The organism is Marinifilum breve, from assembly GCF_003202155.1.
Classification (GTDB): domain Bacteria; phylum Bacteroidota; class Bacteroidia; order Bacteroidales; family Marinifilaceae; genus Marinifilum; species Marinifilum breve.
In genome coordinates, this window is the sequence record NZ_QFLI01000002.1 from 693,609 (window position 1) to 719,747 (window position 26,139).

Here is a 26,139-nt window from a genome sequence, read left to right on the forward strand (position 1 = left end):
TTTAGCACATAGGGAGGACACTTCCGCTCATGGTATTTGAGAGATTACAGATGTGCCACCACCAATATTTGCTATTCAATCCGAACATTAATTTTTGTTTTTTGTCTGTACAAATCTAAAGAATTATTTTTTCAAATTCCAAATACATTTTTTCATTCCCCCTTAAATTCACACCTGTTAACACCTCTGTATCCCTTATAAACATTAGACTTCAAAGCCTATATGTTTTTTTTGTTAATTTTTTAAATTCAGATTTGATTTTAAGATCATCTCCATAATACCCTTCTAGGGAAGGGGTGCCATTGTTAAAAGTCATAATTTTCACAAATTACCCCCATAATCCAATAGTCATTATAGAAAAATAATTTTTCTTTTAAAAAGCCCTGAAAAACCCCATTTTACTGACAAAAGAGCAATTTACATTCACTTACACAAACGTTAACGAATCATTAAGTAAACTCATTTTAATTTGCAGGTAAAAAATTAATTCATACATTTGACACAGAATTAACGCACAAAACAGCGATGAAAACAGTAACTACATACATTTCTAATTTTTATTTTTTCTGGTTTTACTTTTATCCAACAAGATAAGGGCAAGAATTGATATGTAGTAATACGAAGAAATAAATCAAAGGTCTTGCCCAACAGGTAAGACCTTTTTTTATACAATATTTTGAAGAATGAGTAACAAAGCATTTACATACCGATTTTACTTTTATTATTTCTGGTTTATCACAAATCGGGCGGGATGCCTTATACCATAACTCAAGTAAAAAGTATAAAAGATCCTGCCTAATTAGAGCAGGATTTTTTTTTGAATATGACCAAAACCAAAATTTTAACAAACAATAGAAATGATTCAACCAGCTAACAGAACCCAAGTAATTAAAGAGTACTACTTCTCATTAAAACTGAAGGAGATTGCTCGCATGAACGAGGGTGAAGTAAAAGTTCTAAACCTTGGAATTGGAGATCCGGATATGACTCCTTCTGAAGATACCTGGAACTCTCTTAAGGAAGCATGTATACATCCAAAAAGTCATGGATATCAGTCATACCAAGGAATTCCTGCATTACGCAAAGGATTTTCGAACTGGTACAAAACTTATTTTGATGTGGATATCAATCCTGACAACGAGGTTCTTCCACTTATGGGATCAAAGGAAGGTATCATGATAACTTCTTTGGCTTACTTAAATGAAGGTGACGAAGTTTTAATTCCAGATCCATCCTATCCAACATATAAGTCGGTAACCAATTTGCTGGGAGGTAAAATCATTTCTTATCCGCTTTGCGAAGAGCAAAATTGGCAACCAGATCTTGATGAATTAGAAAAAAGAGATTTATCAAAGGTAAAAATCATGTGGATCAATTATCCACACATGCCAACAGGAGCAAGAGCAAGCAAAGAATTATTAGAAAGAATTGTAGCATTTGGCAGAAAGCACAAAATCCTGATTGTTAATGACAATCCATACAGCTTTATCTTGAACGATCAGCCAATGAGTATCATAAGTATTGAAGGAGCCAAAGATTGTTGTCTGGAATTGAACTCATTAAGCAAATCGCACAATATGCCAGGTTGGAGAGTTGGGATGATCTGCGGAAGCAAAGACCTATTAGAACCTGTTTTAAAGGTAAAAACCAATATGGATTCTGGAATGTTCTACCCTGTACAACAAGCAGCGATTAAAGCACTAAGTCAAGATAAAAGCTGGTACGAATCTATTAATCAAGTATACAAAACCAGAAGGGAATTGGTATTTTCATTAATGAAATTGATCAATTGCAAGCCAAGTCTAGATCAAAGTGGAATGTTTGTTTGGGCAGCTATTCCTGATCAGTACAAAGATTGTTACGAATTAAGTGATGAGATTTTAAAGCAAGCGAAAGTATTTATTACTCCTGGAGGAATTTTTGGAGAGCAAGGGAAAAGATATATCAGAGTCTCTCTTTGTAGCAGTGAATCTGTATTGAAAGAAGCAATAGATAGAATTAAGAAAATGTAATTGGTAACAAGATTCAAGTCACAAGTAGCAAGTTCTTTTTTCTTGAAACTTGTAACAAGCAACTTGACACTATAAATAAAAAACAATGATAGTTTCAGTTATAGGATTAGGATTAATTGGTGGCTCTATTGCTTTGGATTTAAAGCAAAGGGGATTTGCTGACAAGGTGATTGGGGTGGACAATAATCCTATGCATGCACATCAAGCCAAAAAGTTGGGTATTGCAGATGAAATCCAGGATTTAAGAACTGCGGTTGAATCATCTCATTTGGTTATTCTTGCCATTCCGGTAAGTGCATGCCTAAAATCTCTACCGCAAATCATGGATATGGTAGATCAACAAATTGTAACAGATTTGGGATCGACCAAAGAACAATTGATTGAATCAATAGCAAATCATCCAAAGAGAAAGCAATATGTTCCTGCTCACCCAATGGCGGGTACCGAATTCTCTGGTCCACAAGCGGCACACTCAGGATTGTTTGATGGCAAATGTTCTATCATTTGTAATCCTGAAGATTCGGATAAAGATGCGGTTAATGTGATTAGCGACATGTTCCATACTTTACAAATGCGATGCGTATACATGGATGCAGAGGTACACGATAGACAAACTGCCTATGTTTCTCACCTTTCGCATATCAGCGCATTCGCCTTGTCGCTAACCGTTTTGCAGAAGGAAAAGAAAGACAAGCACATTTTCGAATTGGCAAGTGGTGGTTTCGACTCTACTGTTCGATTGGCAAAAAGTTCTGCCGAAATGTGGACGCCAATCTTCCATCAGAACAAAAAGAACATTGGGAAGGTTCTTCAAAAATACATCGATACGCTGCAACAGTTTAAAGATCGAATTGAGAATGATGACCATGAAGGTGTAGATGATTTGATCAATGATGCCAATGACATTCGCAGAGTTTTAGATGAAAAAGAAAGAACTGAAGCTGAAACCATCAAGAATGCAAAAAGGATAAGAAGAGCCTGAAAAGGATAAAATATCAAGGAATAAGTATAAAGAAATAAACCAAATTTTTAATCACTCGAGAAAAGAGTAAATATCAAAATAGCATGAGCAAAAATTTAAAAATAGCAGAACTAAGTGCTTGGTCAATCGAAAATATAGACAGACCCTTAATTATTGGTGGTCCTTGTAGTGCAGAAACAGAAGAACAAGTGTTGGAAACAGCAAGAGGAATTAAAGCAGCGGGAATTCCAATTTTCCGTGCAGGTATCTGGAAACCAAGAACTCGTCCGAATAGTTTCGAAGGAATTGGTGCACAAGGATTAATCTGGCTGCAAAAAGTTAAGGCAGAAACCGGAATGTTAACTGCAACTGAGGTTGCCAACGCAAAACATGTTGAATTGGCCCTAGGTGCAGGAGTAGATATTCTTTGGATTGGAGCAAGAACCACTGTAAATCCTTTCGCCGTTCAGGAAATTGCTGATGCATTAAGAGGAAAAGACATTCCTGTATTGGTGAAAAATCCTATTAACCCAGATTTAGAATTATGGATTGGTGCTATTGAGAGACTAAGTGCAGTTGGAATTACAAAATTGGCTGCAATTCACCGTGGATTCTCTACTTACCAAAAGTTGAAGTACAGAAACGATCCGCAATGGCAGATTCCAATTGAGATGAAAAGAAGATTGCCAAACTTGCCAATGTTCTGCGATCCTAGCCACATTACTGGTGACAGAGCTTTCCTTGATGAAGTCACTCAAAAATCGATGGACTTGAACTACGAAGGTTTGATTATTGAATCACACTGCAAACCAGAAGAAGCTTGGAGTGATGCAAAACAACAGCTGACTCCTAAGTCACTTGAAGAACTTTTAGCTAACTTAGTGCTTCGTGATCCGGAAGCTGACAATGAAGTAATCAATAATACACTTGGTGAATTGAGACACTTAATTGATGACTTCGATCAGAAACTGTTGGAATTATTGGAAAACAGAATGCAGGTTGCCAAAACAATTGGTCATTACAAAAAAGAAAATAACATTACTGTATTACAAAATAAGCGTTGGGGACAGATTCTTGAAAAGAGCCTTGAAAACGGGAAGAAAAAAGGATTCAGTGAACAATTTATTAATAATTTGTTCAAAGCAATTCATCAGGAATCAATTAACCAGCAGGAAGACATCATGAATTCGTAACTTGAGATAAAAGAACTTAGATATGAGAGTTAAGACATTTAATTCTCATATCTATCCTCTAAAATCTAACATCTATTTAAACAATGAAAAGCATACACATCGAAAATCAGAACAGCACAATCTTAATTGGTGAATCATATCTTAACATTAAAAAATACTTGCCTGAGAAGAAGTGCTTTTTAATTTGCGATGAAAATATATACGCTCATTACAAAAGTTTTATCGATGATTTTGACCACATCATAATTGGCTGTGGCGAAGGAATTAAGACTTGGTCATCGGTAGAGAAGATTGTAGAAAAATTGCTTGAATCCGGAGCCGATAGAAACTCTTACCTATTGGGAATGGGTGGCGGATTGGTTTGTGATGTTACAGGCTTTGTTGCTTCTATCTTTATGCGAGGATTGGAGTTTGGATTCATCTCAACTTCCCTTCTATCGCAAGTAGATGCAAGTGTTGGCGGCAAAAATGGAATCAATTTTGGCAAGCTGAAAAATATGATTGGAGTTTTCAATCCTCCCCAGTTTGTAATTTGCGATCCACAACTTCTTAAAACATTGCCTGAGCGTGAAGTGAGAAGTGGATTTGGAGAGGTAATTAAGCACGCTTTTATTAAGGATAAAGATCTTTTTCAATTCTTAAACGATAACAGAGAAGCACTTTTGAATCTTCAACCAGATTTAATGGAAGACTTGATTTACAGAGCTGTCTCTATCAAAACTGATGTAGTAAATAATGATCCATTCGAGAAAGGTGAGCGCAAGAAATTGAATTTCGGTCATACCATTGGTCATGCTATCGAAAACAATTCTGACCTTACGCATGGTGAGGCTGTATCGGTTGGAATGGCTTTGGCTACAAAATTATCGGAAGAAATGTGTGGATTAGGTTCTGAAGAAAGCGAAGAAGTTATCTCACTTCTTCAAAAGTATGAACTTCCGGTTACCCATGAAGTTTCAGCGGAAACCATCAATGAATTTCTATTAAAAGACAAGAAAAAGAATCGCTCTTCTATTGACTTTATACTATTAACTAAAATTGGAGAAGCTTGCATCAAGTCAATTCCAATTGAAGATTTAAAAAGCAAAGTGATTCAGCTTTGCAAAGACCCAAAACCAATACAATAACCACAAATAATGAGAGTACGAATTCAAAATTCAAATATAAAAGGGAGCATCACTCCTCCCAGCTCAAAAAGCATGATGCAAAGAGCATTGGCAGCCGCCGCTTTGGCGAAAGGGGAAAGCACAATCCTTAACCCTTGTAGATGTGATGATGCCACAGCAGCCACAGGAATTGTTCAGAAAATGGGAGCTCAGGTAATTCAAGATGAAACTGCCATTAGAGTATGCCGAAATGAAGAGAAATCTCCTGAACAAGTTATAGTAGGAGAATCAGGATTATCATTAAGGATGTTCTCTCCTATTCTGGCGTTAAATCCTGAACCTGTACAAATCAACGGTCGTGGAAGTATTCTGAAACGTCCCGTTCACAATATCCTTGAAGGATTGGAAGCACTGGGAATAGAATGTAAAAATCCTGGCAAAGGATTACTTCCCATTCAATTGGAAGGTGGCTATAAAAATAACACTGCCGTAATCAACGGAGCATTGGGTTCTCAATTCTTAACCGGATTATTAATGGCATTGCCTTGCAGAAAGGAAGATACGACTCTGGAAGTAACAAACCTTAAGAGTATTCCTTATATCAACATGACCATTGATCTGTTAAAGGATTTTGGGATTGAAATCAATCATGACAATTACAAAACCTTTACCATTAAAGGGAATCAACAATACAAAGCTACAGATTATACTGTGGAAGCAGATTGGAGTTCAGCTGCACCTCTTTTGGTGGCTGGTGCATTAAAAGGAAAGGTTACCCTTGAACATTTGAATCCATATTCGTACCAGGCCGACATTGCCATTTTGGATGCTTTGAAAAAATGTGGAACAAGTTTACATTGGAATGGCAATAGCCTGACGGTTGAAAAGAAAGGATTAAACGCCTTTGAATTTGATGCGACTCATTGTCCGGACCTTTTCCCTCCTTTGGTAGCTTTAGCCGTTCATTGCAATGGTGATACCAGAATTAAAGGGGTACACCGACTAGAGCATAAGGAAAGCAACAGAGGAATCGTTCTACAGAAAGAATTTGGAAAACTTGCAGTGCCAATTAGAATTGAAGGAGATGAAATGGTAATTCCCGGAGGTAGATTAAAAGGAGGCATTACAAATAGCAATAACGATCATAGAATTGCTATGGCATTGGCTGTAGCCGGATTAAATTCTAAACAAGCAGTCGAAATCGGCGATCATGATTGTGTTGCAAAGTCTTATCCTGATTTTTTCAAAGATTTAAGAAAGATTGGTGGCGGCGTTGCCGAATTCTATTTCAAAAGTCAATTTGTATAATATGATCATAGTAAGTTCCTGTTTGGCAGGCGTAAAGTGCAGGTACGATGGCAATGACAATTTAGTGCCTGAAATCAAAGAACTGGTTTTATCGGGAAGAGCCATTGCATTATGTCCTGAAGAATTAGGCGATTTATCTACCCCACGCATCCCATGCGAAATTGTAAAAAAGGACAATCAATTAAAAGTGATGACAAAGGATCAAGTAGATTGTACAGCGCAATTTCTTTTAGGAGCCGGAAAGGTAGCCCAAATCGCTAAAATCCTGGATTGCAAACAAGCCATATTAAAAGCCAATAGTCCATCCTGTGGATATGGAATGATTTACGATGGCAGCTTTACAGGAGAGAAAATCAAAGGAAACGGATTGACCGCCGAACTATTGTCAAAACAAGGAGTTGAAATCAAAAATGAAACGAACATGAATTTTAGCATTCTAAATTATACACAAGAGAATGATTAAAATTCATCGAGAGTTCCATCTGGCAAATAACAGAAAAATATAAACAGATGAAACGAACTTTAAGGAGTAAAAACACCAAGCGATGAAAATCGAGCCTTCTATACACACAAGCAAATCAGGTAAAGAAATCACAATTCGTGAAGCTATCATTTCGGATGCACATTCACTTAGAAATTGTATTCTTTCCTATATCAACGGAGTTACCATTCCTTTTACGAGAGAGGAATTTGATCAATCGGATGCAGAAATTGAAAACTGGATCAATGAGCTAAACGCTGCTCCAAACAGTTTATTGCTTGTAGCTGAATATGAAGGCGAGATCATAGGCAATATTGATGTAACATCCAGCAGAAGAAGTATGCTTCAGCACACGGGATACATTGGCATGGGAATTCATGAAGATTGGCAAAACTGTGGTGTTGGTTCTTTTCTGTTTCAGAAAATGATTGATAGCTACGAAAAGAATGATAATATCGAACTTTTATGGCTACAAGTTTTTGGTACCAACCAATCTGGCTTACACATGTATCGCAAATTTGGTTTCGAGGAGAATGGTAGGCAAGAAAAATTCATAAAAACACCAGATGGTAACTATATTGATAATGTTATCATGACAAAAACATTAATTTAGAGCACACAAGATTAACAAGCATAGAACATGAACAATTTCGGAAGAATATTCAGATTAAGCATATTTGGTGAATCACACGGTAAAGGAGTTGGAATAACCATTGATGGTTGTCCGGCAGGAATTCCTCTTACTGAAGAAGATTTAATGCAGGATTTAGGTCGCAGAAAATCTGGTGCAAGAGGAACTACTCCACGTATCGAGAAAGATTTACCAGCCATTTTAAGTGGAACTTTTGAAGGCAAAACAACGGGAGCTCCAATCATTATCTTGTTCAGAAACAAGAATACCCAATCGAAAGATTACAGCAATTTATTGGATAGTCCACGTCCTGGACATGCTGATTTTGTGGCGCAGCACAAATTTGGAAAGAACAACGACTACACGGGAGGCGGTCACTTCTCAGGTAGAATTACCCTGGGAATTGTAGCAGCTGGTGTGGTAGCAAAAAAGATATTGGGAGATGTAAGCATTGATGCCAAGCTGACCGAAATAGGTGGTAGAACCGATTTCGATGCTGCCATCGAAGAAGCTCTATTGGAGCATGATTCAATTGGAGGAATTGTGGAGTGTAAAGCAAACAATCTTCCTATCGGATACGGAGAACCATTTTTCGATTCGGTTGAATCGATGATTTCACATCTGATCTTTGCCATTCCTGCTACCAAAGGGATTGAATTTGGTTCGGGTTTCGAAGCCGCTAAAATGAAAGGCTCGGAGCACAACGATAACTTTATCGATGAAACGGGTAAAACAGAAACCAATCATGCAGGTGGTATCAATGGTGGAATTACCAACGGAAATGAATTGGTATTCCGTGTGGCCATCAAACCAACCTCATCCATTGGAAAAACTCAGAATACCATGAATTTTGCCAAAGGAAAGGTAGAAGAACTGCTAATTGAAGGTCGCCACGATGCCTGTATTGCACTTCGTATTCCGGTGATTATTGAAGCTGCTGCTGCCATTGCATTGGCAGACTTAAAACTGATAGATCAAGCTAGAAGATAATATTAGGTCGCTGCATGTTATATTTAGACCTATATTTCAATCAATGAGAAGAGATGCCTTTGGGTGTCTCTTTTTTATATCCTCGGGTTGAAACCCGAGGCAATTCATGGTTCCTACATATTTTCAATTGGATAAACCTCATCCCCCAACCCCTTCTCCTTGAAGAGAAGAGGAATATTCTGCAAATAATTTACTATCCATAAAATCTTGGTAGTTCCAGTTTCCTCTCCTCCAGGCTATCCCTTATGCACATTTATTTTCCAGAATATAGTATGAAGAAGAATTATATATACAATCGTTTGATCCTAAATTCTTCCCTTCTAGGGAAGATCCCGACAGGGAGAAGGGTGTATTTTTGATTATTTTTTTCTTATCTCACCCTTTTGTCTGTCGACAGTTTGTTCACACTTAATGTGTTCACGAGCTACACTTCGCTTCGGTTCCCTAAAAGGGAAACAATCAATTTGAAAATACTTTAAATGATTCAGCATTGTTAAATCAAACGAATTATTTCAGATTTGTGTATAAAGAATAGCATTTAGCTGAGAAAGATGATCCTCTTCTCCCTCTTTACAAGCTCCCCAAATTTCCGTAACTTACTTTTCTATCTATTGATTTTTAGAATATTAACTAAACTTAAACCAAAATGAAAAAAATCGGAAATCTAATCAAGATAAGTGCTTTGCTTGTCTTGTTTTCATTCATAGCTTTTAAAGTTTCGGCACAACAACCACAGATTAAAAAGCGAATTGCTGTCTTTGTGTTTGAGGATAAAACCGATAAAAGCTGGAGGTGGTGGAACAACAAGGGAGTTGGTGATGGTGTTAGCGATATGCTGACGACTGCACTGGTAAAATCAGGCAATTATAGGGTAATGGAACGTGCCGAAATTGACCGAATCCTGAATGAGCAAGATTTTGGTCAGTCTGGTAGAGTTACACAGCAAAGCGCGGCGAAAATTGGCCAGGTGTTAGGAGTTGAGATTGCTGTAATCGGATCGGTATCAGAATTTGGATACAAAAAAGGAGAAACCGGAGGCGCCATTAAAGGCTTGGGAATTGGCGTATCGAACCAACAAGCTGTTGTTGGTGTTGATGTTCGCATGGTAAATACAAACACCGGAGAAATTATTACTGCAGAGAATGTACGCAAAAAGAAATCGGCAAAAGGATTAAAGCTAAGAACCAATAAACTTGCTTTTAAGGACAGGAAGGATTTTGATGAATCATTGGTTGGGAAAGCAGCACGCGAAGCCATAGAAGATGTAGTTTCCATGATAGACAATAGTGCCAATAACATTCCTTGGCAAGCCAAAGTAATCACCGAAAAAGGAGGAATTGTGTTTATCAACTCCGGAGAAGCCGATGGCCTTAAAGTTGGTGATGTATTTGCGGTTTACAGCAAAGGTGAAGACCTGATTGATCCTGACACAGGCATTTCATTGGGAAGCGTTGATACCAAAATAGGCGAAATCAAAATTACCGATGCCAGTGTTGGAAACGGTAAAGCTTCCAAGTGTTCCATTGTGCAAGGAAGCGGATTTGCCAAAGGTAATTTTGTGAGGATGAAATAGTGTGTTCTGATTAAATGATAAAATCAAAACTCATAACAAATCAACTGTAAAAAAAAAGCCTTAAAAGCTGGTGAACTCCCATACTTTTAAGGCTTGTATCTTATTTTTTACAAATATTACTGGGCTGTGTGATGTTTGCTTTTGTTAGGCATTGCCATTTTTCTTTTGATCTGTTTCATTACTCTAGTATTTAATACATGAATATATGAGTTTAAGCCTAAGTTATTTTGTTTTATGAACTTTATTTTTTCTCTGCGCTCCTCTCTTAGAGCCCAGTCAACAAAGTGTTTTGGCATTGTAAATTTCAAGTCGACTTTAGGTTCAATTCCCAATTTTTCGCAGTGAATCCAGTAGGATTCTTCCATGGAAAGTCTATGGAATTCATTGTCTTTCGTGAACTTATTATGGTGAACCGTCTTATTCCTAATATCTCTCCAACTGTTAAGGTTATCTGATAATGATATTAATAGATTAATTATATTTTGCTCATTAAGTTTCTTTTTAATATTTTTCAAATTGCATTGTCTAGGTTTTAAATCTAACTCATAGACTGTGTTTATAAAAGCAAGAATTAATTCAAATAATGTAAATATTTTATTTGTATATACTTCCAAGTGATATTGAATGAAATCAGATTGACTAATTTGATTTTTAGTAAAGTAATTTTTATCAAAACGCCTCAAATACACCGTGATTTTTTCAAGTTGTGCACAAACTTCTAATATATTAGTCTGCTGATGAAAACAAGCTTCTATATATTTTTCTTCAGATGAATAATTATCTGACTCCCATACATTTTTGGCTTTCATGTTTTTATAATGTTCATGAAAAGTTTCAAATAACCATACAGTTTCTTTAGTTTTATATATATCGTCGAGCGTCATCTTTGGTTATGTCTAACGTTTAGTATATGCAAAGTAGGCGATTGCGGGCTTCAAACTTATCGAACCATGAAAAACTTGAAGCGGGCTACAACCCTTTATATTACTACCATCACGCCTATTTTGAATATACATTGTTATAGGGCGTTTTTATTCATTTTCCAATATTGAAGCTTCCCAACCAATTATGGCTTTCTTTCTTGTCGGATTCCAATGATAGCCTCCAAATTTTCCTGATTTTTGAATTACTCTATGGCATGGAATCAGGTATGCTATCGGATTGTTTCCTATTGCAGTTCCCACTGCTCTCGATGCTTTTGGATGCTGAATCGCTTCTGCTATTTCTCCATAAGTAGAGAGATTTCCATAAGGAATGGATAACAATGCTTCCCAAACTTTCAATTGAAATTTTGTTCCTTTCAAATGTAATTTTATTTCATTTAGATTAGTCCAGTCGTTACGGAAAATAAACAAAGCGTCTTGTTGAAATTTATCTACTTTTTGATTGAATATTGCATTCGGGAAAATAGCTTGTAACTCCTCGAATGCTAATACATTATTCTCGCTAAATGCCATATGGCAGATTCCTTTATTGGTGGCTGCTACTATGATTTCACCAAAAGGAGTTTCTGCAAAACTATAATTGATTATCAGGCTTGAACCACCGTTTTTATATTCTCCAGGAGTCATGCCCTCTATTGTTACAAACATGTCGTGAAGCCTTCCTGTTCCAGATAAACCCATTTCAAAAGCAGTGTCAAATAGATTGCTTTCTTTTTTCCTTAGCAAACTCTTTGCATAATTTGAGCTGATAAATTTCAAGTATTTTTTTGGACTAATTCCTACCCATTCCTTGAATAGACGCTGAAAATGAAAAGGACTTAAGTTAACATGCTCAGCTATTGCGTCTAAAGATGGCTGTCCTTTATGGTTATCATCTATAAAAGCAATAGCCTCTGCAATTTTTTTGTACTGATATGTTTTATTATTATCAGGCATAATTTAGTTTCAATCCTTTTATTTAAAATATAGTATGTCTTTAATTATACTGATTGTTTGGCATTGAGCTTCTCAATATTCAATCTTAATACGAGAACATTTTCTAATTGTTTATTTGAATATTCATTATCAAATTTTCCGTAATGTTTCATTATTACGTCTAATCCATTTCTCTTTTGTTCAGTTTCATTTATGATTTCAATTGTTCCACAGCCAATAATTGAACGATATTTAGTTGTCCACTTACAGGAAATATCATCTTTAGCAATTTCATAGTATTGCTCAATTAAAAAACTTGCTTTGTTGTTCTTTCTGATTAAATCAACCTTCTTTCCAAGCTTGGCGCAATGAAAATACAAACTATTATCTTGATATCCGTAGTTTAATGGAAGTATGTAAGGATAATCAATATCATTCAATGAAATTCTGCAAATTTCTGATTTTAATAAAATCTCTTGAATTGTATTTTGATCGAATATCTCTTTATCTTTTCTTCTCATGTCGAATTTACTTTAAATAATTAGTGAATTCTATATTTAACTCATTGATCAGTTCATCAATTTCCTTTTCAGTGGTATTATAGTTTGTAATACAAGCCCTAAAAGTAGGTATTCCATTTATAGGATAAACAGATAACCATGATTTACCTTTTGCTAAAACCTTATCCAATATTTCTTTCGGGAAATTTGAATCTGTTTCAAATTCAGATTTTGCAAAGCATACAACTGGCAAATCTGTATTATTTTTGATTTTCCAACCATTTTCTATCAGCTGATTTTTTAAATATTGCCCCATCTTTGCCTGATGATTTATGGTTTGTTCATATCCCTGCCAACCATAGAATAGTAGTGAAAGATATACTTTTAAACCAATGAATCTTCTCGACCATTGAATAGAATGTGTAAAGGGTTCAGTAATCGTGAGTTTATCAGCTTCCTTTGGCATGTATTCCGTTGTAATTCTGAACGTTTTTCCGAGAATATCATTTCTCGATGTCAAAAATATACTTGTTCCCATTGGTACCGACATCCATTTATGAGCATCAAAAGTAATGGAATCAGACTTTTCGATACCTGTTAATTGGGGCTTCAAATCCTGACTTAAAATTGCTCCACCTCCGTATGCGGCATCAACATGAAACCAAATGTTGTTCTTTTTGCAAATGGAACTTAGCTGATTCAATTCGTCAATTGTACCTGTCCCAGTAGTTCCAGCAGTTCCAATAATCATTAATGGCGCATAAATTGATGAGTCAAGTTCATTTAGTTTTTGCTGTAAAATCTCCGTGTCCAGTTTTAATTCATCTGTAATTGGAATTGATTTTACAAGATTATATCCAATCCCAACAACTTTTGCGGCTTTTTGAATAGAGTGATGAGCCTCTGCTGAACAAAATACAACAGGTTTTTTGTCTAAACCAAATACTCCATCCTTAGCAAAATTTTGGTATTTATGGTTCAAAGCACAGAGCATTGCTGTAAGATTGGCTTCAGCTCCTCCTGTTGTGAAAACACCATCTGCATTTTTATCGTATCCAAATTTATTTGCAAATTCCCTAATTATTAACTCCTCTACTTCAACGGCAAAAGGGGCATGGCTCCAAGCAGCTAATTGAGGGTTATAGGTAGCTGTGATTAGGTCAGCGATAATTCCTGCATAATTAGAACGTGGATTGAACAATCCAAAATATTTAGGATGTGGTGTATGAACACTAAAGGTTTCAAGTCCATTTGTTACGTGTTGGATAGCTTTTTCTGGTTTGATTCCATTAACTAAGTCTGTGGTAAGAAGCGATTCTCTAATTTTATTAATATTTAAATCAGGATTGGTCTTAAAATCTTGTGTTGAGCTATAATAGTTCTCCAGCTTTTCAAATACTATTTCGAGTATTTCTTTTCTCTGTTTATTGTCAAAATCAAATTGCATATTAATTCCTTTTAAATGTCTTGACAAAATTCTCAATTCTCAAAACGTAATGAAACCCGATTCTTGCGGTTTTTCAAATGCCCTATAACGGCTCGAATATGCGTAGTGCGGGATTTCAAGGCACCTCACTATCAAATCGTTACTTTATTTATTAATCGCTTTAAAGCTCGAATTTAGTAGATTACGCATTACGTATATTTATTGTTAGCTTTAGTTGTTTCTATCTTTCAGTATTCTATAGGTTTCAATTTCTCCATATTTTTGAAATCCAAGCTTTGTATAAATTGGTTCTCCCATTTTCGAAGCATGAAGAACACAAAATTTCGATTTATTTTCTTTCGCTTCAATTAACAAATACTCTGTCATTTTTTTTCCGATTCCTTTTCCTCTACCTTTTGGGAGTGTTCCAATCATATGTAAACCTGCATTATTATTAGAATCAAAAAATACAATTCCACAACCTAAGCTCTCATTATTTTCTTGGAATATAAATAATCGAATGTTTTCTGAGTTTTTAACAATTTTATAAATTACCTGAGAGTCAATTTTATACCCAAAAGATTTTGATGCTGTTTCTGCAAAATTTACAGAATCCTTTTCTGTTCTTACTTGTTTGATATTAGAATTTGAAGAAATATCTTTTGAAACTAAATTCAAATCAAGAGCCATATTTTTTTGAACCATTACAAATTCCAAATTAGGGTTTCCACTTAATTCATTTGGTTTTCGAATCGTTATTATCTCAGGAGCTTTATCTTCTTTGCTTAAATGTAAAATTTTTGTAACAGTTTCAGAATCACTCTTAAAATTGAAAATTCTGTTAGGCCAGTCTGAATCACCCATTGAAATAGAGGTATAATCTTCCGCTTTGAAAATCTTATTGGTCATAATACCAATTTGTTCCCAAAGTTCATACAAGTTATTTATTATCTGTTCGTTCATGTTTACTTCAAATTAGTTATTATAATACCTGAAATCATTGCTAATATCCCGATACCCTTTTTTATTGTTAATGGTTCCATTGGTAAATTTAGCCAGCCAAAATGACCTGCTATAGCAGAAAATATCAATTGTCCACAAAGACCAATTGAAATCATAGTTGATATTCCAAGTTTAGGAATCGTATATAAATACAATCCAATACCAACCATACTTAAAAACCCACCTGTAAACCAAAGGTAAATTGGTATTCCTTTTATTTGTGTAATAGTAGGGAAATCTTTGACTAAAACGAAAACAAAAACAATAGCAAAAAGAGTACTCGACAAAAAAGCAATTACAGATGCTAATAAGGGATTTTTTAAACCTACTCCTAATTGGGAATTTAGTCCACTTTGTGCAGCTAGTGCAACTCCACCTGTAAAAGCTAGTATAAAAATTATTGCTTTATTCATAATGCAAATGTAGTTTATCGATTTCTTCCTCACATTTACATATGTTGATTTTGAAGTTATTTCTTTAAATCTTTTCTTATTCTGCTTAATTGGGTTGGAGTAATTCCTAAATGTGAAGCAATATGTTGTTGTGCTATTCTAGTATCAATATCGGGAAATGTACCACGCAATTTCATATATCTTTCAGTAGCATTCTCTAGAATTAAGGAAACCTCCTTTTGCTCTTTGTCAATTACCCAATTCTTTTCTAAATATGCAATATAAAACTCTTTTAAGTCCTCATTATTATTAATTAGATTTCTGTACGACTTATAATCCAATGAAATAAGAATAGTATCCTCAAGAGCTTCTAGTGTAAATTCCGATGGCTTTTCAAGCATTGAAGAAACAAGAGAACCTGCAATATCATTTTCGAAGAATAGGTTTTTGGTGTAAATATCGCCTGTAGAATTGGTAAAATATGCTCTTAATACTCCTTTACATATGAAGTAAATATTTTTAGAAGAGCTTCCATTGTTCAGTAATATCTCATTTTTCACTAAAGATTTGAACTTTATAATTGACTTCAATTTATTCAAAGACTCTTCACTAATGAATGCATATGATTCAATTTTACTTTTAAAATCTAATATGTATTTATCGTTATCCATTAGTATAAACTTTCGCATCTTTCTTCTATGCGTACTTTTTTTCAATTAAAGCTAACTTGTATATAAAGTGCATTAATGCACTTTATCCCTCCCAATTGGATGTAAAAGATGCACTAATTTGTTTTTCGCCAATGAAAATACAAAACAATAATCCCTCAACAAAGTATTCCTATGATTAATTTACAGGCATTAATCTAGGATCGTTTTTCTTCGTAACACATGGCTACGCTCCCATTAAAACCTGAACTTTTAATGTTATTTCCTGAGCTTTCAACCTTAAAACTTGTTCTTTTAACATTAATACTTGTGTTTTCAATATTAAAAGCTGTGTCTGCAACGTTGCTAGCTGTGGTTTCAATATTGTAAGCTGAGTGAGCAACATTGCCAGCTGAAGTTTCAGCATTAAAAGTTCATCTTTCAACGCAAAAGGCTGTCTTTTCAATCAAAAACTATGTCATTCAAGCATGGAAAGACAACAAAAAACATTGGAAGGTAAGCTTTCAACATTGAAACCTCAGCTTTTAATATTGAAAGCTGAGGTTTTTAAGTTGCACACTCTCTTCCGAACGTTGAAACATCAACTTTCAACTTTGTTATGTCAGCTTTCTACGTTAAAACCTCCTGTTTTTACGTTAAATCTTCAACTTTCAACGCGAATCATTCGACATTTACCCTGCGTTTTTCTCATATTTCAATTAAAATCTATCTATACAACTATAAATCACACAATAAAGCAAACTCCCATCAGAGCTACAATACAGACATAATCACAATGCAAATAACATATAATATTCATAAGTTTATTAATTTAAAACGATTTTAAATTTCATAAAAACAATATGATTATAATTTAACCAAGTGCATTTTTGATAAATTTAATTGTTCAAAAAATTAAACTTTTAAATTCAAATAATATGGCACAAATCAAAATCAAAGGCAATGCTAATTATTTAGCTGGTTTGTTCGCTGACATTAAACGAAAAAATGATGCGGATGGTGAAGCTAGCTTATTAAATTCTGTAATCGACATAGCCGCAATTGAAGGAAAGGTTAACAACATGATCGATTATCAGGAAAAAGCAAATGATGCAAATCGATTAAAAGAAGAGTTAAACGAGCAAAAAGCGAAAATGGCTAAAGAAATCATTAATGATATCAAGCAAATTCGTGATTTGTTGAAAGCTCATTTCCCAAACGACACAAAAAAACTTGGTGCATGGGGCTTTACTATCGATGAAGTAAGCAAGAAAAAAGAGGAAGAACCTGTATAATTGCAAGTTCCCCTGAAAAGCAAAAGGATGGTAGATTAATTTCTGCCATCCTTTTATTTATAATAGTCGAACAATTTAAGCTATTCCATTGGCACTAACCGCAGCCCCAATAATTCCAGCTCCATTTTGAAACTGTGCAGGCAATACAGGCACTTCCACATCAATTTCACTTTCGAACTTATCCATTTTTTTGCTTACTCCTCCTCCAATTATAAAATAATCGGGAGCACATATTACATTCACATGGTGCAAAAACTCATTGAATCGTTTGCCCCATTCCGCAAAGCTTAGCTCTTCTTTCTTGCGTACCGAATCGGCTGCATATTTTTCAATTTTCATTCCATCGCTATGCTTTAGTTGACCCAGTTCAAAGTTTGGCAACAATTGCCCATTGTAGAATACGCCTGAGCCAAGCCCCGTGCCAATGGTAACCATTACCACCAAGCCCAACTTACCTTTGCCCGCTCCATATCTCATCTCTGCCAATCCTGCGGCATCGGCATCATTCACAACACTTACATCCAATCCGGTTTTCTTACTGAAAAGTTCATCAACCTGAACCCCCACCCAGGAAGCATGCATATTGCCATGAGCCATTGCTTTGCCATGAGAAATTATGCTTGGAAATCCACAGCCTACAGGGCCTTGCCAATTGAAATGATCAACAATTTCCTTTATCACATTTGCAACGGCTTCCGGCGTAGATGGCTGAGGGGTTGGAATGCGAAACCTCTCCTCCAACTGCTTTCCTATTGCAACATTCACCGGAGCTCCCTTAATTCCCGAACCTCCTATATCTATTCCTAATATTTCCATAAATTCTGATTGTGGATTTATAATGATGACTAAAAATACAAAAGAAAATAAGACGATAAAAACCAATATCGTAGAGATGAGATTAATTGGTCCTATAAGATTTATGGTAGGTGAGTTATCAGATAGTACTTAAAGTTAAAGCATACGGTATAAACCTGCAATTACTCATTTAAGCTTGCATATAACAGCACCAATACTCTAAGTACTTTAGGCATCTCTTATATAATTACCCATTATAAATCATACCGCACCGAATAATTTCAATCATAAAAAAAGATAAACTTGGTGTAAATTTTACAAAGGATTATTATTTTGCAGGCCCGAAATGGCATAAAAAGTAAATGTCCTTAGAAGAATAAAATACCGGAATAAGAAAGATGATTATGGATAGAGTAATTGAGTTTTTAGAATACGAGATTTTTAAAATTGGAAACTTTTCGTTCACATTTGGAAAAATTACCAGTACTCTTATTACCATATTAATCACCATTTTTTTACTCTGGTTAATTAAAAAAGCGCTATTCCGTAAAAAATCATTCCTAAGCATCGATAAAGGAAATCTATACTCCTTGTTTCAAATCATCAAATACCTGGTATGGATCATTTCATCCTTAATTATTCTGGAAACATTGGGATTTAAATTGAATGTACTTTTGGCCGGATCGGCTGCCTTACTTGTTGGGGTTGGATTGGGCTTACAGAACACATTCAACAATTTTGTTTCAGGAATCATTTTACTCTTCGAGAGATCGATTAGGGTTGGAGATATTTTGGAAATAGATGGCGATGTGGTGAAAATGGAAAGAATCGGCCTAAGAACCTCATCAGCAAAAAATCGCGACGACATCATTATTATCATACCCAATTCGCTAATTACGAGCAATAAGGTGATCAATTGGAGTCATCAATCTGACAAAACAAGATTTAAAATTTGCGTTGGCGTAGCCTATGGTAGCGATGTAGAATTGGTGACCAAAGTATTAAAAGAAAGCGCACTGGAAAGCAGGGACATTACCGATAAAGAATCTATTCTGGTAAGATTTGTTGATTTTGGAAGTTCTTCTCTTGATTTTGAACTGTTGTTTTTCAGTAGAAATATTTTCAGGATTGAAAATCTTAAATCTGATATCAGAATGTTGATAAATAAAAAGTTTATCGAGAACAACATTTCCATTCCTTTTCCTCAAATGGATGTTCATTTTAAGTCGGATGCTACCGGACATTTTAGTAAAAAATAATTGCACATCGGTAAAACAAAATCAACCACCAATGGCACAAATTTTCACAAATTATATATACGTATTAAAGCGAACCAAACTGCTATCATTATCTTTTGGGATATGACGAATATCAGTTCTTCATAGATTTCCATGATTTTACATCGCGAAAATTCCCATCATCATCGAAATTGTGAAAATTTCCTCCTTTTTTACCATCCACTTCCCTACTTTTATTGTCCTTATTACATTATTGCATAAAAACAACAACCAATCATGAAACGAACATGAATTTTAGTATGCATTTAAAAAAAAGTGTGATTAAAATTCATCGAGTTCCTCCCGATAACGATCGGGATGACAAAACAAAAATTACAACCAGATGAAAAAACATTTACTGACATTTCTATTTCTTTTAATAGGAATTGGTGTTTTTGCACAGAAAACACCTGTTACAAAGGCAAACTATGAATTACCTGCAAGGTTCTCTCCTACCAAATTGAGATCAATGGTATTTTCAACCAGAGTACGTCCACACTGGCTTAAAAACGGTGAAAAATTTTGGTATGCCTACCAAACTTCCGAAGGATTAAACTATTATTTGGTTGATCCGGCAAGAAACATGAAAAGCAAGCTTTTTGATCCTGTAAAAATGGCTGCTGATATGAGTCGCTTAACTGGCGATCCTTTCGATGCAAAACACATGGGCATAAAAAAAATGAAATTCATTAAGAACGAAAGAGTTGTTCAGTTCGAAGTGAAAAGTAAATTGGCCGAAGAAGAGGAGAAAGATGAAGAAAACGGCGACAAGCAGGAAGAAGAGAAAGACGGCAAGAAAAAAGACAAAAAGAAAAAGATGGTTGCCAAAGTTTGGCATTTCGAATACGAAATAGCTAGCAGAAAACTTCGACTTTTAGATGATTTTGAAAAGCCATTGGAACAAAAGAAATGGGCTTCGGTTGCTCCTAACCAGGAGTATGTAATTTTTGCAAAACATCACAACCTTTATTGGATGGATGCCGAGAACTACAAGAAAGCTCAGAAAAACGAAAAAGACACTACCATTGTTGAGCACCAATTAACCACTGATGGTATTAAGGATTATGCTTATGGCGATACCGGATATGGTAAAACCAATACCGAAAAAGAGAAAGAAAAAGATGACAGAAAAGCTGCTTACGTAACTTTCTCGCACGATTCAAAGAAATTTGCAATTATCCGCGAAGACGAAAGAAAAGTGAAAGACCTTTGGGTATTGAACTCGGTTGCAAAAGGTCGTCCTACTTTGGAAACATACAAGTATCATATGGCAGGAGAAAAAGAAGCTCCTCAATATGAAATGCAAGTATTCGATTTTGAGACAAAAGAATCAGTTGTTATAAAAGCTGATGCATGGAAAGATCAAACCCTTCGCATCTTAAGAGCTCCGCGCAAAAAGGTAAATGCTGATGATGATTTGAAATTCTCTAAATGGCTTTCGAAAAACAGCGATTTGATTTACTTCCAACGTCAAAGTCGTGATATGAAACGAGTTGATATCTGCTCGGCAAATACAACGACAGGTGAAGTAAAAGTAATTATAGAGGAAAGATTAAATACATATATCGAAACTCGTAATCTGATTACCATTAACAATGGAAAAGAGTTCATTCACTGGTCGGAACGCGATGGTTGGGCTCACTTCTACCTTTACGATGCAGAAGGAAACGTGAAAAACCAAATTACATCAGGCCCTTGGCATGCCGACGAAGTACAAGGTGTTGATGAAAAGAACAGAGTGCTTTATTTCACTGCCAATGGTCATGAAAAAGGAGAAGATCCTTACTATGCTCACTTGTACAGAGTAAACTTTGATGGTACTGGTTTGAAATTGCTAAACAAAGGAGATTTCAATCATGAAGTAAGCTTGAATGATCAAAACCATTACTTTGTAAACAACTCTTCAAGAGTAAATACAACTCCTGAATCGAAACTATACGATACACGTGGTAATAAGATTATGGATTTGGAAACAGCTGATCTTTCATTGCTATTCGAAGCTGGCTACAAGTTTCCGGAAATCTTTACTGTGAAAGCTGGTGACGGCGTAACTGACCTTTACGGTGTAATGTACAAGCCATTTGATTTTGATGAGAACAAGAAATATCCAATCTTGACTTACGTATATCCTGGTCCACAAACCGAAGCGGTTTATAAGAGTTTCTCAACTCGCATGGATCGTGCTGATCGTATGGCCCAATTCGGATTTATTGTTGTTACCATGGGACACAGAGGTGGTCACCCAGATCGTTCAAAATGGTATCACAACTACGGATATCAAAACATGAGAGATTATCCTCTTCTTGACAAGAAAGTGGCTTTGGAACGTTTGGCTAATCGTCATGATTTCATTGATATCAGCAGAGTTGGTATTTTCGGTCACTCAGGTGGTGGATTCATGTCTACAGCTGCAATGTTTGTATATCCAGATTTCTTTAAAGTAGCAGTATCGGCTGCAGGTAACCACGATAACAACATTTACAACCGTTGGTGGAGTGAAACTCACCATGGAGTAAAAGAAGTAGTTACTGAAAAGGATACTACATTCCAGTACAAGATTGCAACCAACCCAAGCCTGGCTAAGAATTTAAAAGGTAAGCTTTTACTGGTAACCGGTGATATTGATAACAATGTGCATCCTGCGAATACTGTAAGAGTTGCAAATGCTTTGATTAAAGCGAATAAAAGATTCGACTTCTTCATTTACCCTGGCCAGCGTCATGGCTTTGGTAACATGAGCGAATACTCTTTCTGGTTAAGAAGTGAATATTTCTGTAAGCACCTATTGGGTGATTACCGTGAAGGAGCTGACTTCATTGAAATGCAAAATGAAACACCTAAAACCTGGTAATTCATTTTTCAGATAATATTCATCCCGATTTGCACTGCAGATCGGGATTTTTTGTGAGGCTCTCACTCCAAAGTGAGATTCTCACTAATTTAATTCCAATTTGATAACCAAAAACTGACAACCAGCAACCAATAACTGCCCAATCGCAAAAAACATCACCTTCTACGTCTACAACTTTGGGTCCTTGGTGAATACCCTTCGTGTTCCTTTGTGGTTTATTTTACTTAAGATCTCTTCCGTCGCATGTTAAGATTCCATATTCATAAAGGCATGCAGTTGCGACGATTATTTATAAAACTTACTAACCCAGGGCAACATTCGCGTAGCTCATTCACCTTGGGCTATAAAGATCACGCTCCTCTGGAGCTTTATTTACAAGTAACTAGTAATCAGTTAGCATTTTTCCCTGACAACCGATAACCGAAATCTGACAATGCGATAGCTTTGCTGAAAACATCAAATCATTCCATATGTGCATTACAAAATGTTATCTTGCAATATGAAACTAATCCTTACCCTTATACTAACATCTTTTATTGTGACCAATTCAAGTTCATTCAAATCGGAACAACTTAAATACCCTCGTGTTCGTGATGCATATTCCGAAAAAGAAAATGGCATCTTGAAACTTCTTGAAGATAAGAACATCAAAATTGATGAATTAGAAGTGTACTTGCGTGCTTTTAAATTCGGGCAAAAAATTCAGCTGTGGGGTAAAAACAAATCAGATCAAAAGTTCAAATTGATCAAAGAATATAAAGTCTGTAGAAAATCGGGTAAGCTTGGCCCAAAAAGAAAACAAGGCGATTTACAAGTCCCTGAAGGATTCTATTATATTGATCGATTTAATCCTGCCAGCAATTTCCACCTCTCTTTGGGCATTAACTATCCAAACCAATCAGATTTATTTTGGGCCGATAAAACCGATCCTGGCGGAGATATCTTCATCCACGGATCACGTGTAACCGTTGGCTGTTTGCCAATTACCGACGATCAAATCAAAGAATTGTACATCTTTTGTGTAGAGGCAAAAAGCAATGGTCAGAATCAAATTCCGGTTCATATCTTCCCTGCCAAACTATCGAATAAAAACTTTGAAGTACTTCTTTCCAAGTACAAAACTGATACTGATAAAACCAACCTATGGAAAGTACAAAAACTTGCCTATGATGCTTTCAACAAATCAAGGCAAATTCCTGAAGTTAAATTTTTAAGGAATGGGATGCATAAAATAGAATAAAGAACTTATCGTTCTATTTTTAATAGCAGCTCACACTTAATGTGAACTGCTCAATCATGTTCCATTATTCAATATCAAACTTATTCAATCGATTGGCAAAACTCTTTTAGAATTTCAGCTGTTGTATCCCAATCTATACATTCATCGGTAACCGAAACTCCATATTTCAATTCCTTCTTATTATCGGGAATGGATTGCTTTCCAAATTCTAAATTACTTTCAAGCATAAAACCCATAATAGATTTATTGCCATTTTGTATTTGCTCTGCAATATCCTGAAGTACAACTTTCTGATTTATGGCTTGCTTACCTGAATTGGCATGACTACAGTCAATCATGATTTTCGGATCAATTCCCAATCCATTCAATTTGTCTTCAATTTCCTGAACATACTTGGTTTCGTAGTTTGGTTCCTTTCCTCCTCGAAGTATGATATGAGTATTGGGATTTCCTAATGTTCTTATCACCGATACATTTCCACTTGGATTGATACTCACAAAGTTTTGCGGAGCGCCCACGGCTTGCATTGCATTTAAAGCGATATCAATATTTCCATCAGTACCATTTTTGAAACCTACAACTGAAGACAATCCACTTGCCATATTTCTATGACTTTGCGATTCGGTTGTTCTGGCTCCAATTGCAGTCCAAGAAAACAAATCTTGAATGTATTGTGGGGTAACAATATCTAAAGCTTCACCCGCTGCTGGCAACCCCAATTCTGCAATGTATACCAAAAGCTCTCTTGCCTGCTTTAAACCTTCTTGTATCTGACAAGAATTATCCATGTGCGGATCATTGATTAAACCTTTCCACCCTACAGTAGTTCGTGGCTTCTCAAAATAAACTCTCATCACAATGAAGATTTTATCTTTTAATTCATCAGCCAAGAGCTTGATTTTTTGTGCATACTCTTTGGCAGCCTTAATATCATGAATAGAACAAGGACCCACAATTGCCAATATTCTCTTGTCTCTCCCACTTAGTATATTTTTTATAGTACTTTGTCCTTTATGAACTGTATTGATACATTTTTCAGTTAAAGGGTAAAGCTCTTTTAATGCTATGGGAGTTATGATGGATTGTTCAACACTTACATTTAAATTTTCTATTCTTGGATCTACCATAGGGGTATTCTAGTTTGGTCAATATAGTTAATGAATACAGATGTTTTCTGATTCGTTCCGAATTTAGTTTTTATTTCTTAGTGAATGAAAAATATAGCTTACAGATTAACCGATTTTTGAGACTTTTTCTACACAAACGATTTCGATTCACGAATTAGTTACCTATGCATATTTTTTCTTATTTTTGCAGTTCATGATTAAAAGAACAACTTCTACATATCATTCGGAGTCCGCATTATAGGCAAGTCATTGGATTTGTCTCGAATCAACTTGCCGACACTTCAATTCTAGCATCATTTTTATTTGATGCCCAGTTTTTTATACCGTAAATTTTAGAAAGATATTTCAGCTTTTAGTAGTTATGGCTGAAACTAAACCGAATGTAATGAATACACTAAATAAATTGGGATGGTCTGATTTTTTTGAATCATCTCTTACTTCAGAAGAAAAACAAAACATGGCAATTGGTCGTGTTTCAACAGTGAACAAGTCGAATTGTATCGTAATCCATGAAAATGGAAGTAAAACCTGTGAGTTAGCAGGAAATTTAATGTTTGGGTTAGAAGAAAATGAAAAACCCAAAACTGGCGACTGGGTTTTGTTTCTGGATTATGGCGATTTGGGGATCATTTCGAGAGTATTGCCAAGATACAATTGCCTTTCGAGACAAAAATCAGGAAAAGAAATTGCAGCGCAGATTATAGCTGCAAATATCGATTATGCTGTTATCGTTCAATGTCTTGAAATTGGCTTAAACCTAAGAAGATTAGAGCGCACTTTGGTTCAATTGCAAAATTGTAATATCGAGCCCATTGTTCTGATCAACAAAACCGATTTACCTGTTGACGATGAACAAGAAGAAATCATGAATTTCATGATTGACACTTATCAGGCAATTCCCATTAGTGCAAGCGATGGAAGCAATTTGAATTTGCTAAAGGATAAGATTCTAACAGGTAAATCCTATGTTTTTATTGGAGCATCAGGAGTCGGAAAATCCTCAATCATCAATTCTTTGCAAGAAGGAAAGGATTTAAAAACAGGAGAAATTAGTCAGGCTACCATGAAGGGAGCACATACCACAACTTCAAGAGAATTGTACATCCTAAAAAATGGTGGACTTGTAATTGACACGCCTGGCACTCGGGAATTTGGATTGACGACTTCTAGTGTTGAGTCAGGGGTATCTGGCTTTCATGGAATCGGTGATCTTGCCAAAGGTTGTAAGTTTCATAACTGCACACATACCAACGAGAAAGGATGTAAAGTATTAAAGGCCGTTAAAACTGGAAATCTTTCAGAAGATGAATATGAAAGCTTTATGCGCTTGAATCGGGAAATGGAACATTATGAAAGTAGCCTACAAGACCGAAAACAGAAAGGAAAGAAGCTTTCCAAAATCATTAAGAACATGAAGAAATCTGGTTATAAAAATCATTAAGATCATGAGACTGTTTCTTGAAAGGAGACAGT

24 protein-coding genes are annotated in these 26,139 nt (G+C 35.5%); 14 read left to right on the top strand and 10 right to left on the bottom strand.

The annotated features are described in order from the left end of the window. The first annotated feature begins 857 nt into the window (after positions 1-857). The 9 genes from DF185_RS07025 (at position 858) to DF185_RS07065 (ending at position 10,255) form a co-directional block, all read left to right on the top strand. A complete protein-coding gene (locus DF185_RS07025; RefSeq protein ID WP_110360027.1) occupies positions 858-2,012 on the top strand; it encodes a pyridoxal phosphate-dependent aminotransferase in 1,155 nt (384 codons plus the stop codon). 85 nt (positions 2,013-2,097) lie between these two features. Then, a complete protein-coding gene (locus tag DF185_RS07030) occupies positions 2,098-2,994 on the top strand; it encodes a prephenate dehydrogenase (protein ID WP_110360028.1) in 897 nt (298 codons plus the stop codon). An 83-nt stretch (positions 2,995-3,077) separates the two neighbouring features. After that, positions 3,078-4,166 (top strand): bifunctional 3-deoxy-7-phosphoheptulonate synthase/chorismate mutase type II, encoded by a 1,089-nt coding sequence (locus DF185_RS07035; protein WP_110360029.1) that lies wholly within the window; start codon positions 3,078-3,080, stop codon positions 4,164-4,166. An 83-nt stretch (positions 4,167-4,249) separates the two neighbouring features. Then, entirely contained in the window at positions 4,250-5,293 is a 1,044-nt protein-coding gene (aroB, locus tag DF185_RS07040) for a 3-dehydroquinate synthase (RefSeq protein ID WP_110360030.1), read from the top strand. 9 nt (positions 5,294-5,302) lie between these two features. Next, positions 5,303-6,580 carry a 3-phosphoshikimate 1-carboxyvinyltransferase gene (aroA, locus tag DF185_RS07045; protein ID WP_110360031.1) on the top strand — a complete coding sequence of 426 codons (1,278 nt, stop codon included), beginning with the start codon at positions 5,303-5,305 and terminating at the stop codon, positions 6,578-6,580. Between the two features lies 1 nt (position 6,581). Next, positions 6,582-7,043, top strand: coding sequence for a 2-thiouracil desulfurase family protein (locus DF185_RS07050; protein WP_110360032.1), 462 nt, complete (start codon positions 6,582-6,584; stop codon positions 7,041-7,043). Positions 7,044-7,125: 82 nt separating this feature from the next. After that, positions 7,126-7,674: a GNAT family N-acetyltransferase gene (locus DF185_RS07055; RefSeq protein ID WP_110360033.1), complete on the top strand. Its 549-nt coding sequence runs from the start codon at positions 7,126-7,128 to the stop codon at positions 7,672-7,674. A gap of 27 nt (positions 7,675-7,701) precedes the next feature. After that, positions 7,702-8,682 carry a chorismate synthase gene (locus DF185_RS07060; protein WP_110360034.1) on the top strand — a complete coding sequence of 327 codons (981 nt, stop codon included), beginning with the start codon at positions 7,702-7,704 and terminating at the stop codon, positions 8,680-8,682. Positions 8,683-9,328: 646 nt separating this feature from the next. Further along, positions 9,329-10,255 carry a CsgG/HfaB family protein gene (locus DF185_RS07065; RefSeq protein WP_110360035.1) on the top strand — a complete coding sequence of 309 codons (927 nt, stop codon included), beginning with the start codon at positions 9,329-9,331 and terminating at the stop codon, positions 10,253-10,255. 116 nt (positions 10,256-10,371) lie between these two features. On the opposite strand, the gene DF185_RS07070 is transcribed toward DF185_RS07065, so the two are convergent. From DF185_RS07070 to DF185_RS07105, 8 genes are all read right to left on the bottom strand, one after another. After that, entirely contained in the window at positions 10,372-11,064 is a 693-nt protein-coding gene (locus DF185_RS07070; protein WP_133249987.1) for a Cthe_2314 family HEPN domain-containing protein, read from the bottom strand. 222 nt (positions 11,065-11,286) lie between these two features. Beyond that, positions 11,287-12,135 (bottom strand): bifunctional helix-turn-helix domain-containing protein/methylated-DNA--[protein]-cysteine S-methyltransferase, encoded by an 849-nt coding sequence (locus DF185_RS07075; protein WP_110360037.1) that lies wholly within the window; start codon positions 12,133-12,135, stop codon positions 11,287-11,289. Between the two features lie 44 nt (positions 12,136-12,179). Next, the gene (locus DF185_RS07080) at positions 12,180-12,635 is read right to left on the bottom strand and encodes a pyridoxamine 5'-phosphate oxidase family protein (RefSeq protein ID WP_110360038.1); all 456 of its coding nucleotides are present in this window, start codon (positions 12,633-12,635) and stop codon (positions 12,180-12,182) included. Positions 12,636-12,642: 7 nt separating this feature from the next. Beyond that, positions 12,643-14,061 carry a pyridoxal phosphate-dependent decarboxylase family protein gene (locus DF185_RS07085; RefSeq protein WP_110360039.1) on the bottom strand — a complete coding sequence of 473 codons (1,419 nt, stop codon included), beginning with the start codon at positions 14,059-14,061 and terminating at the stop codon, positions 12,643-12,645. Between the two features lie 210 nt (positions 14,062-14,271). Then, positions 14,272-15,003, bottom strand: a complete 732-nt coding sequence (locus DF185_RS07090) for a GNAT family N-acetyltransferase (protein ID WP_110360040.1) — start codon at positions 15,001-15,003, stop codon at positions 14,272-14,274. A 2-nt stretch (positions 15,004-15,005) separates the two neighbouring features. Beyond that, entirely contained in the window at positions 15,006-15,455 is a 450-nt protein-coding gene (locus tag DF185_RS07095; RefSeq protein ID WP_110360041.1) for a DMT family transporter, read from the bottom strand. A 56-nt stretch (positions 15,456-15,511) separates the two neighbouring features. Beyond that, positions 15,512-16,105 carry a Crp/Fnr family transcriptional regulator gene (locus DF185_RS07100; RefSeq protein WP_110360042.1) on the bottom strand — a complete coding sequence of 198 codons (594 nt, stop codon included), beginning with the start codon at positions 16,103-16,105 and terminating at the stop codon, positions 15,512-15,514. A gap of 223 nt (positions 16,106-16,328) precedes the next feature. Continuing rightward, positions 16,329-16,526: a hypothetical protein gene (locus DF185_RS07105; protein WP_133249988.1), complete on the bottom strand. Its 198-nt coding sequence runs from the start codon at positions 16,524-16,526 to the stop codon at positions 16,329-16,331. 493 nt (positions 16,527-17,019) lie between these two features. Between DF185_RS07105 and DF185_RS07110 the strand changes: the two genes are divergently transcribed. Next, on the top strand, positions 17,020-17,376 hold the full coding sequence (locus DF185_RS07110; RefSeq protein ID WP_110360044.1) for a hypothetical protein: 357 nt from the start codon (positions 17,020-17,022) through the stop codon (positions 17,374-17,376). 75 nt (positions 17,377-17,451) lie between these two features. Here the strand turns inward: DF185_RS07110 and ppgK are convergent, their stop codons facing one another. Further along, positions 17,452-18,192 (bottom strand): polyphosphate--glucose phosphotransferase, encoded by a 741-nt coding sequence (gene ppgK, locus DF185_RS07115; protein WP_110360045.1) that lies wholly within the window; start codon positions 18,190-18,192, stop codon positions 17,452-17,454. Between the two features lie 383 nt (positions 18,193-18,575). Here ppgK and DF185_RS07120 point away from each other — a divergent pair, with 383 nt between their 5' ends. The 3 genes from DF185_RS07120 (at position 18,576) to DF185_RS07130 (ending at position 23,539) form a co-directional block, all read left to right on the top strand. Then, positions 18,576-19,430: a mechanosensitive ion channel family protein gene (locus tag DF185_RS07120; RefSeq protein ID WP_110360144.1), complete on the top strand. Its 855-nt coding sequence runs from the start codon at positions 18,576-18,578 to the stop codon at positions 19,428-19,430. A 361-nt stretch (positions 19,431-19,791) separates the two neighbouring features. Continuing rightward, complete coding sequence (locus DF185_RS07125; protein WP_110360046.1) at positions 19,792-22,299, top strand: S9 family peptidase; 2,508 nt, start codon at positions 19,792-19,794, stop codon at positions 22,297-22,299. Between the two features lie 499 nt (positions 22,300-22,798). Then, positions 22,799-23,539, top strand: a complete 741-nt coding sequence (locus DF185_RS07130) for a L,D-transpeptidase family protein (RefSeq protein ID WP_110360047.1) — start codon at positions 22,799-22,801, stop codon at positions 23,537-23,539. Between the two features lie 80 nt (positions 23,540-23,619). On the opposite strand, the gene DF185_RS07135 is transcribed toward DF185_RS07130, so the two are convergent. Beyond that, the gene (locus tag DF185_RS07135) at positions 23,620-24,666 is read right to left on the bottom strand and encodes a 3-deoxy-7-phosphoheptulonate synthase (RefSeq protein ID WP_110360048.1); all 1,047 of its coding nucleotides are present in this window, start codon (positions 24,664-24,666) and stop codon (positions 23,620-23,622) included. Between the two features lie 385 nt (positions 24,667-25,051). Between DF185_RS07135 and rsgA the strand changes: the two genes are divergently transcribed. Beyond that, entirely contained in the window at positions 25,052-26,107 is a 1,056-nt protein-coding gene (gene rsgA, locus DF185_RS07140; protein WP_165835970.1) for a ribosome small subunit-dependent GTPase A, read from the top strand. Positions 26,108-26,139: the final 32 nt, after the last annotated feature.

Coding starts and splice junctions, on each gene's coding strand:
- aroA (WP_110360031.1), top strand. CDS start 5,303: ATGAGAGTACGAATTCAAAATTCAAATATAAAAGGGAGCATCACTCCT.
- DF185_RS07120 (WP_110360144.1), top strand. CDS start 18,576: ATGGATAGAGTAATTGAGTTTTTAGAATACGAGATTTTTAAAATTGGA.
- DF185_RS07070 (WP_133249987.1), bottom strand. CDS start 11,064: ATGAAAGCCAAAAATGTATGGGAGTCAGATAATTATTCATCTGAAGAA.
- DF185_RS07135 (WP_110360048.1), bottom strand. CDS start 24,666: ATGGTAGATCCAAGAATAGAAAATTTAAATGTAAGTGTTGAACAATCC.
- DF185_RS07125 (WP_110360046.1), top strand. CDS start 19,792: ATGAAAAAACATTTACTGACATTTCTATTTCTTTTAATAGGAATTGGT.
- DF185_RS07050 (WP_110360032.1), top strand. CDS start 6,582: ATGATCATAGTAAGTTCCTGTTTGGCAGGCGTAAAGTGCAGGTACGAT.
- DF185_RS07060 (WP_110360034.1), top strand. CDS start 7,702: ATGAACAATTTCGGAAGAATATTCAGATTAAGCATATTTGGTGAATCA.
- DF185_RS07055 (WP_110360033.1), top strand. CDS start 7,126: ATGAAAATCGAGCCTTCTATACACACAAGCAAATCAGGTAAAGAAATC.
- DF185_RS07030 (WP_110360028.1), top strand. CDS start 2,098: ATGATAGTTTCAGTTATAGGATTAGGATTAATTGGTGGCTCTATTGCT.
- DF185_RS07130 (WP_110360047.1), top strand. CDS start 22,799: ATGAAACTAATCCTTACCCTTATACTAACATCTTTTATTGTGACCAAT.
- rsgA (WP_165835970.1), top strand. CDS start 25,052: ATGAATACACTAAATAAATTGGGATGGTCTGATTTTTTTGAATCATCT.
- DF185_RS07025 (WP_110360027.1), top strand. CDS start 858: ATGATTCAACCAGCTAACAGAACCCAAGTAATTAAAGAGTACTACTTC.
- DF185_RS07085 (WP_110360039.1), bottom strand. CDS start 14,061: ATGCAATTTGATTTTGACAATAAACAGAGAAAAGAAATACTCGAAATA.
- DF185_RS07035 (WP_110360029.1), top strand. CDS start 3,078: ATGAGCAAAAATTTAAAAATAGCAGAACTAAGTGCTTGGTCAATCGAA.
- DF185_RS07080 (WP_110360038.1), bottom strand. CDS start 12,635: ATGAGAAGAAAAGATAAAGAGATATTCGATCAAAATACAATTCAAGAG.
- DF185_RS07100 (WP_110360042.1), bottom strand. CDS start 16,105: ATGGATAACGATAAATACATATTAGATTTTAAAAGTAAAATTGAATCA.
- DF185_RS07110 (WP_110360044.1), top strand. CDS start 17,020: ATGGCACAAATCAAAATCAAAGGCAATGCTAATTATTTAGCTGGTTTG.
- DF185_RS07095 (WP_110360041.1), bottom strand. CDS start 15,455: ATGAATAAAGCAATAATTTTTATACTAGCTTTTACAGGTGGAGTTGCA.
- DF185_RS07090 (WP_110360040.1), bottom strand. CDS start 15,003: ATGAACGAACAGATAATAAATAACTTGTATGAACTTTGGGAACAAATT.
- ppgK (WP_110360045.1), bottom strand. CDS start 18,192: ATGGAAATATTAGGAATAGATATAGGAGGTTCGGGAATTAAGGGAGCT.
- DF185_RS07065 (WP_110360035.1), top strand. CDS start 9,329: ATGAAAAAAATCGGAAATCTAATCAAGATAAGTGCTTTGCTTGTCTTG.
- DF185_RS07075 (WP_110360037.1), bottom strand. CDS start 12,135: ATGCCTGATAATAATAAAACATATCAGTACAAAAAAATTGCAGAGGCT.
- aroB (WP_110360030.1), top strand. CDS start 4,250: ATGAAAAGCATACACATCGAAAATCAGAACAGCACAATCTTAATTGGT.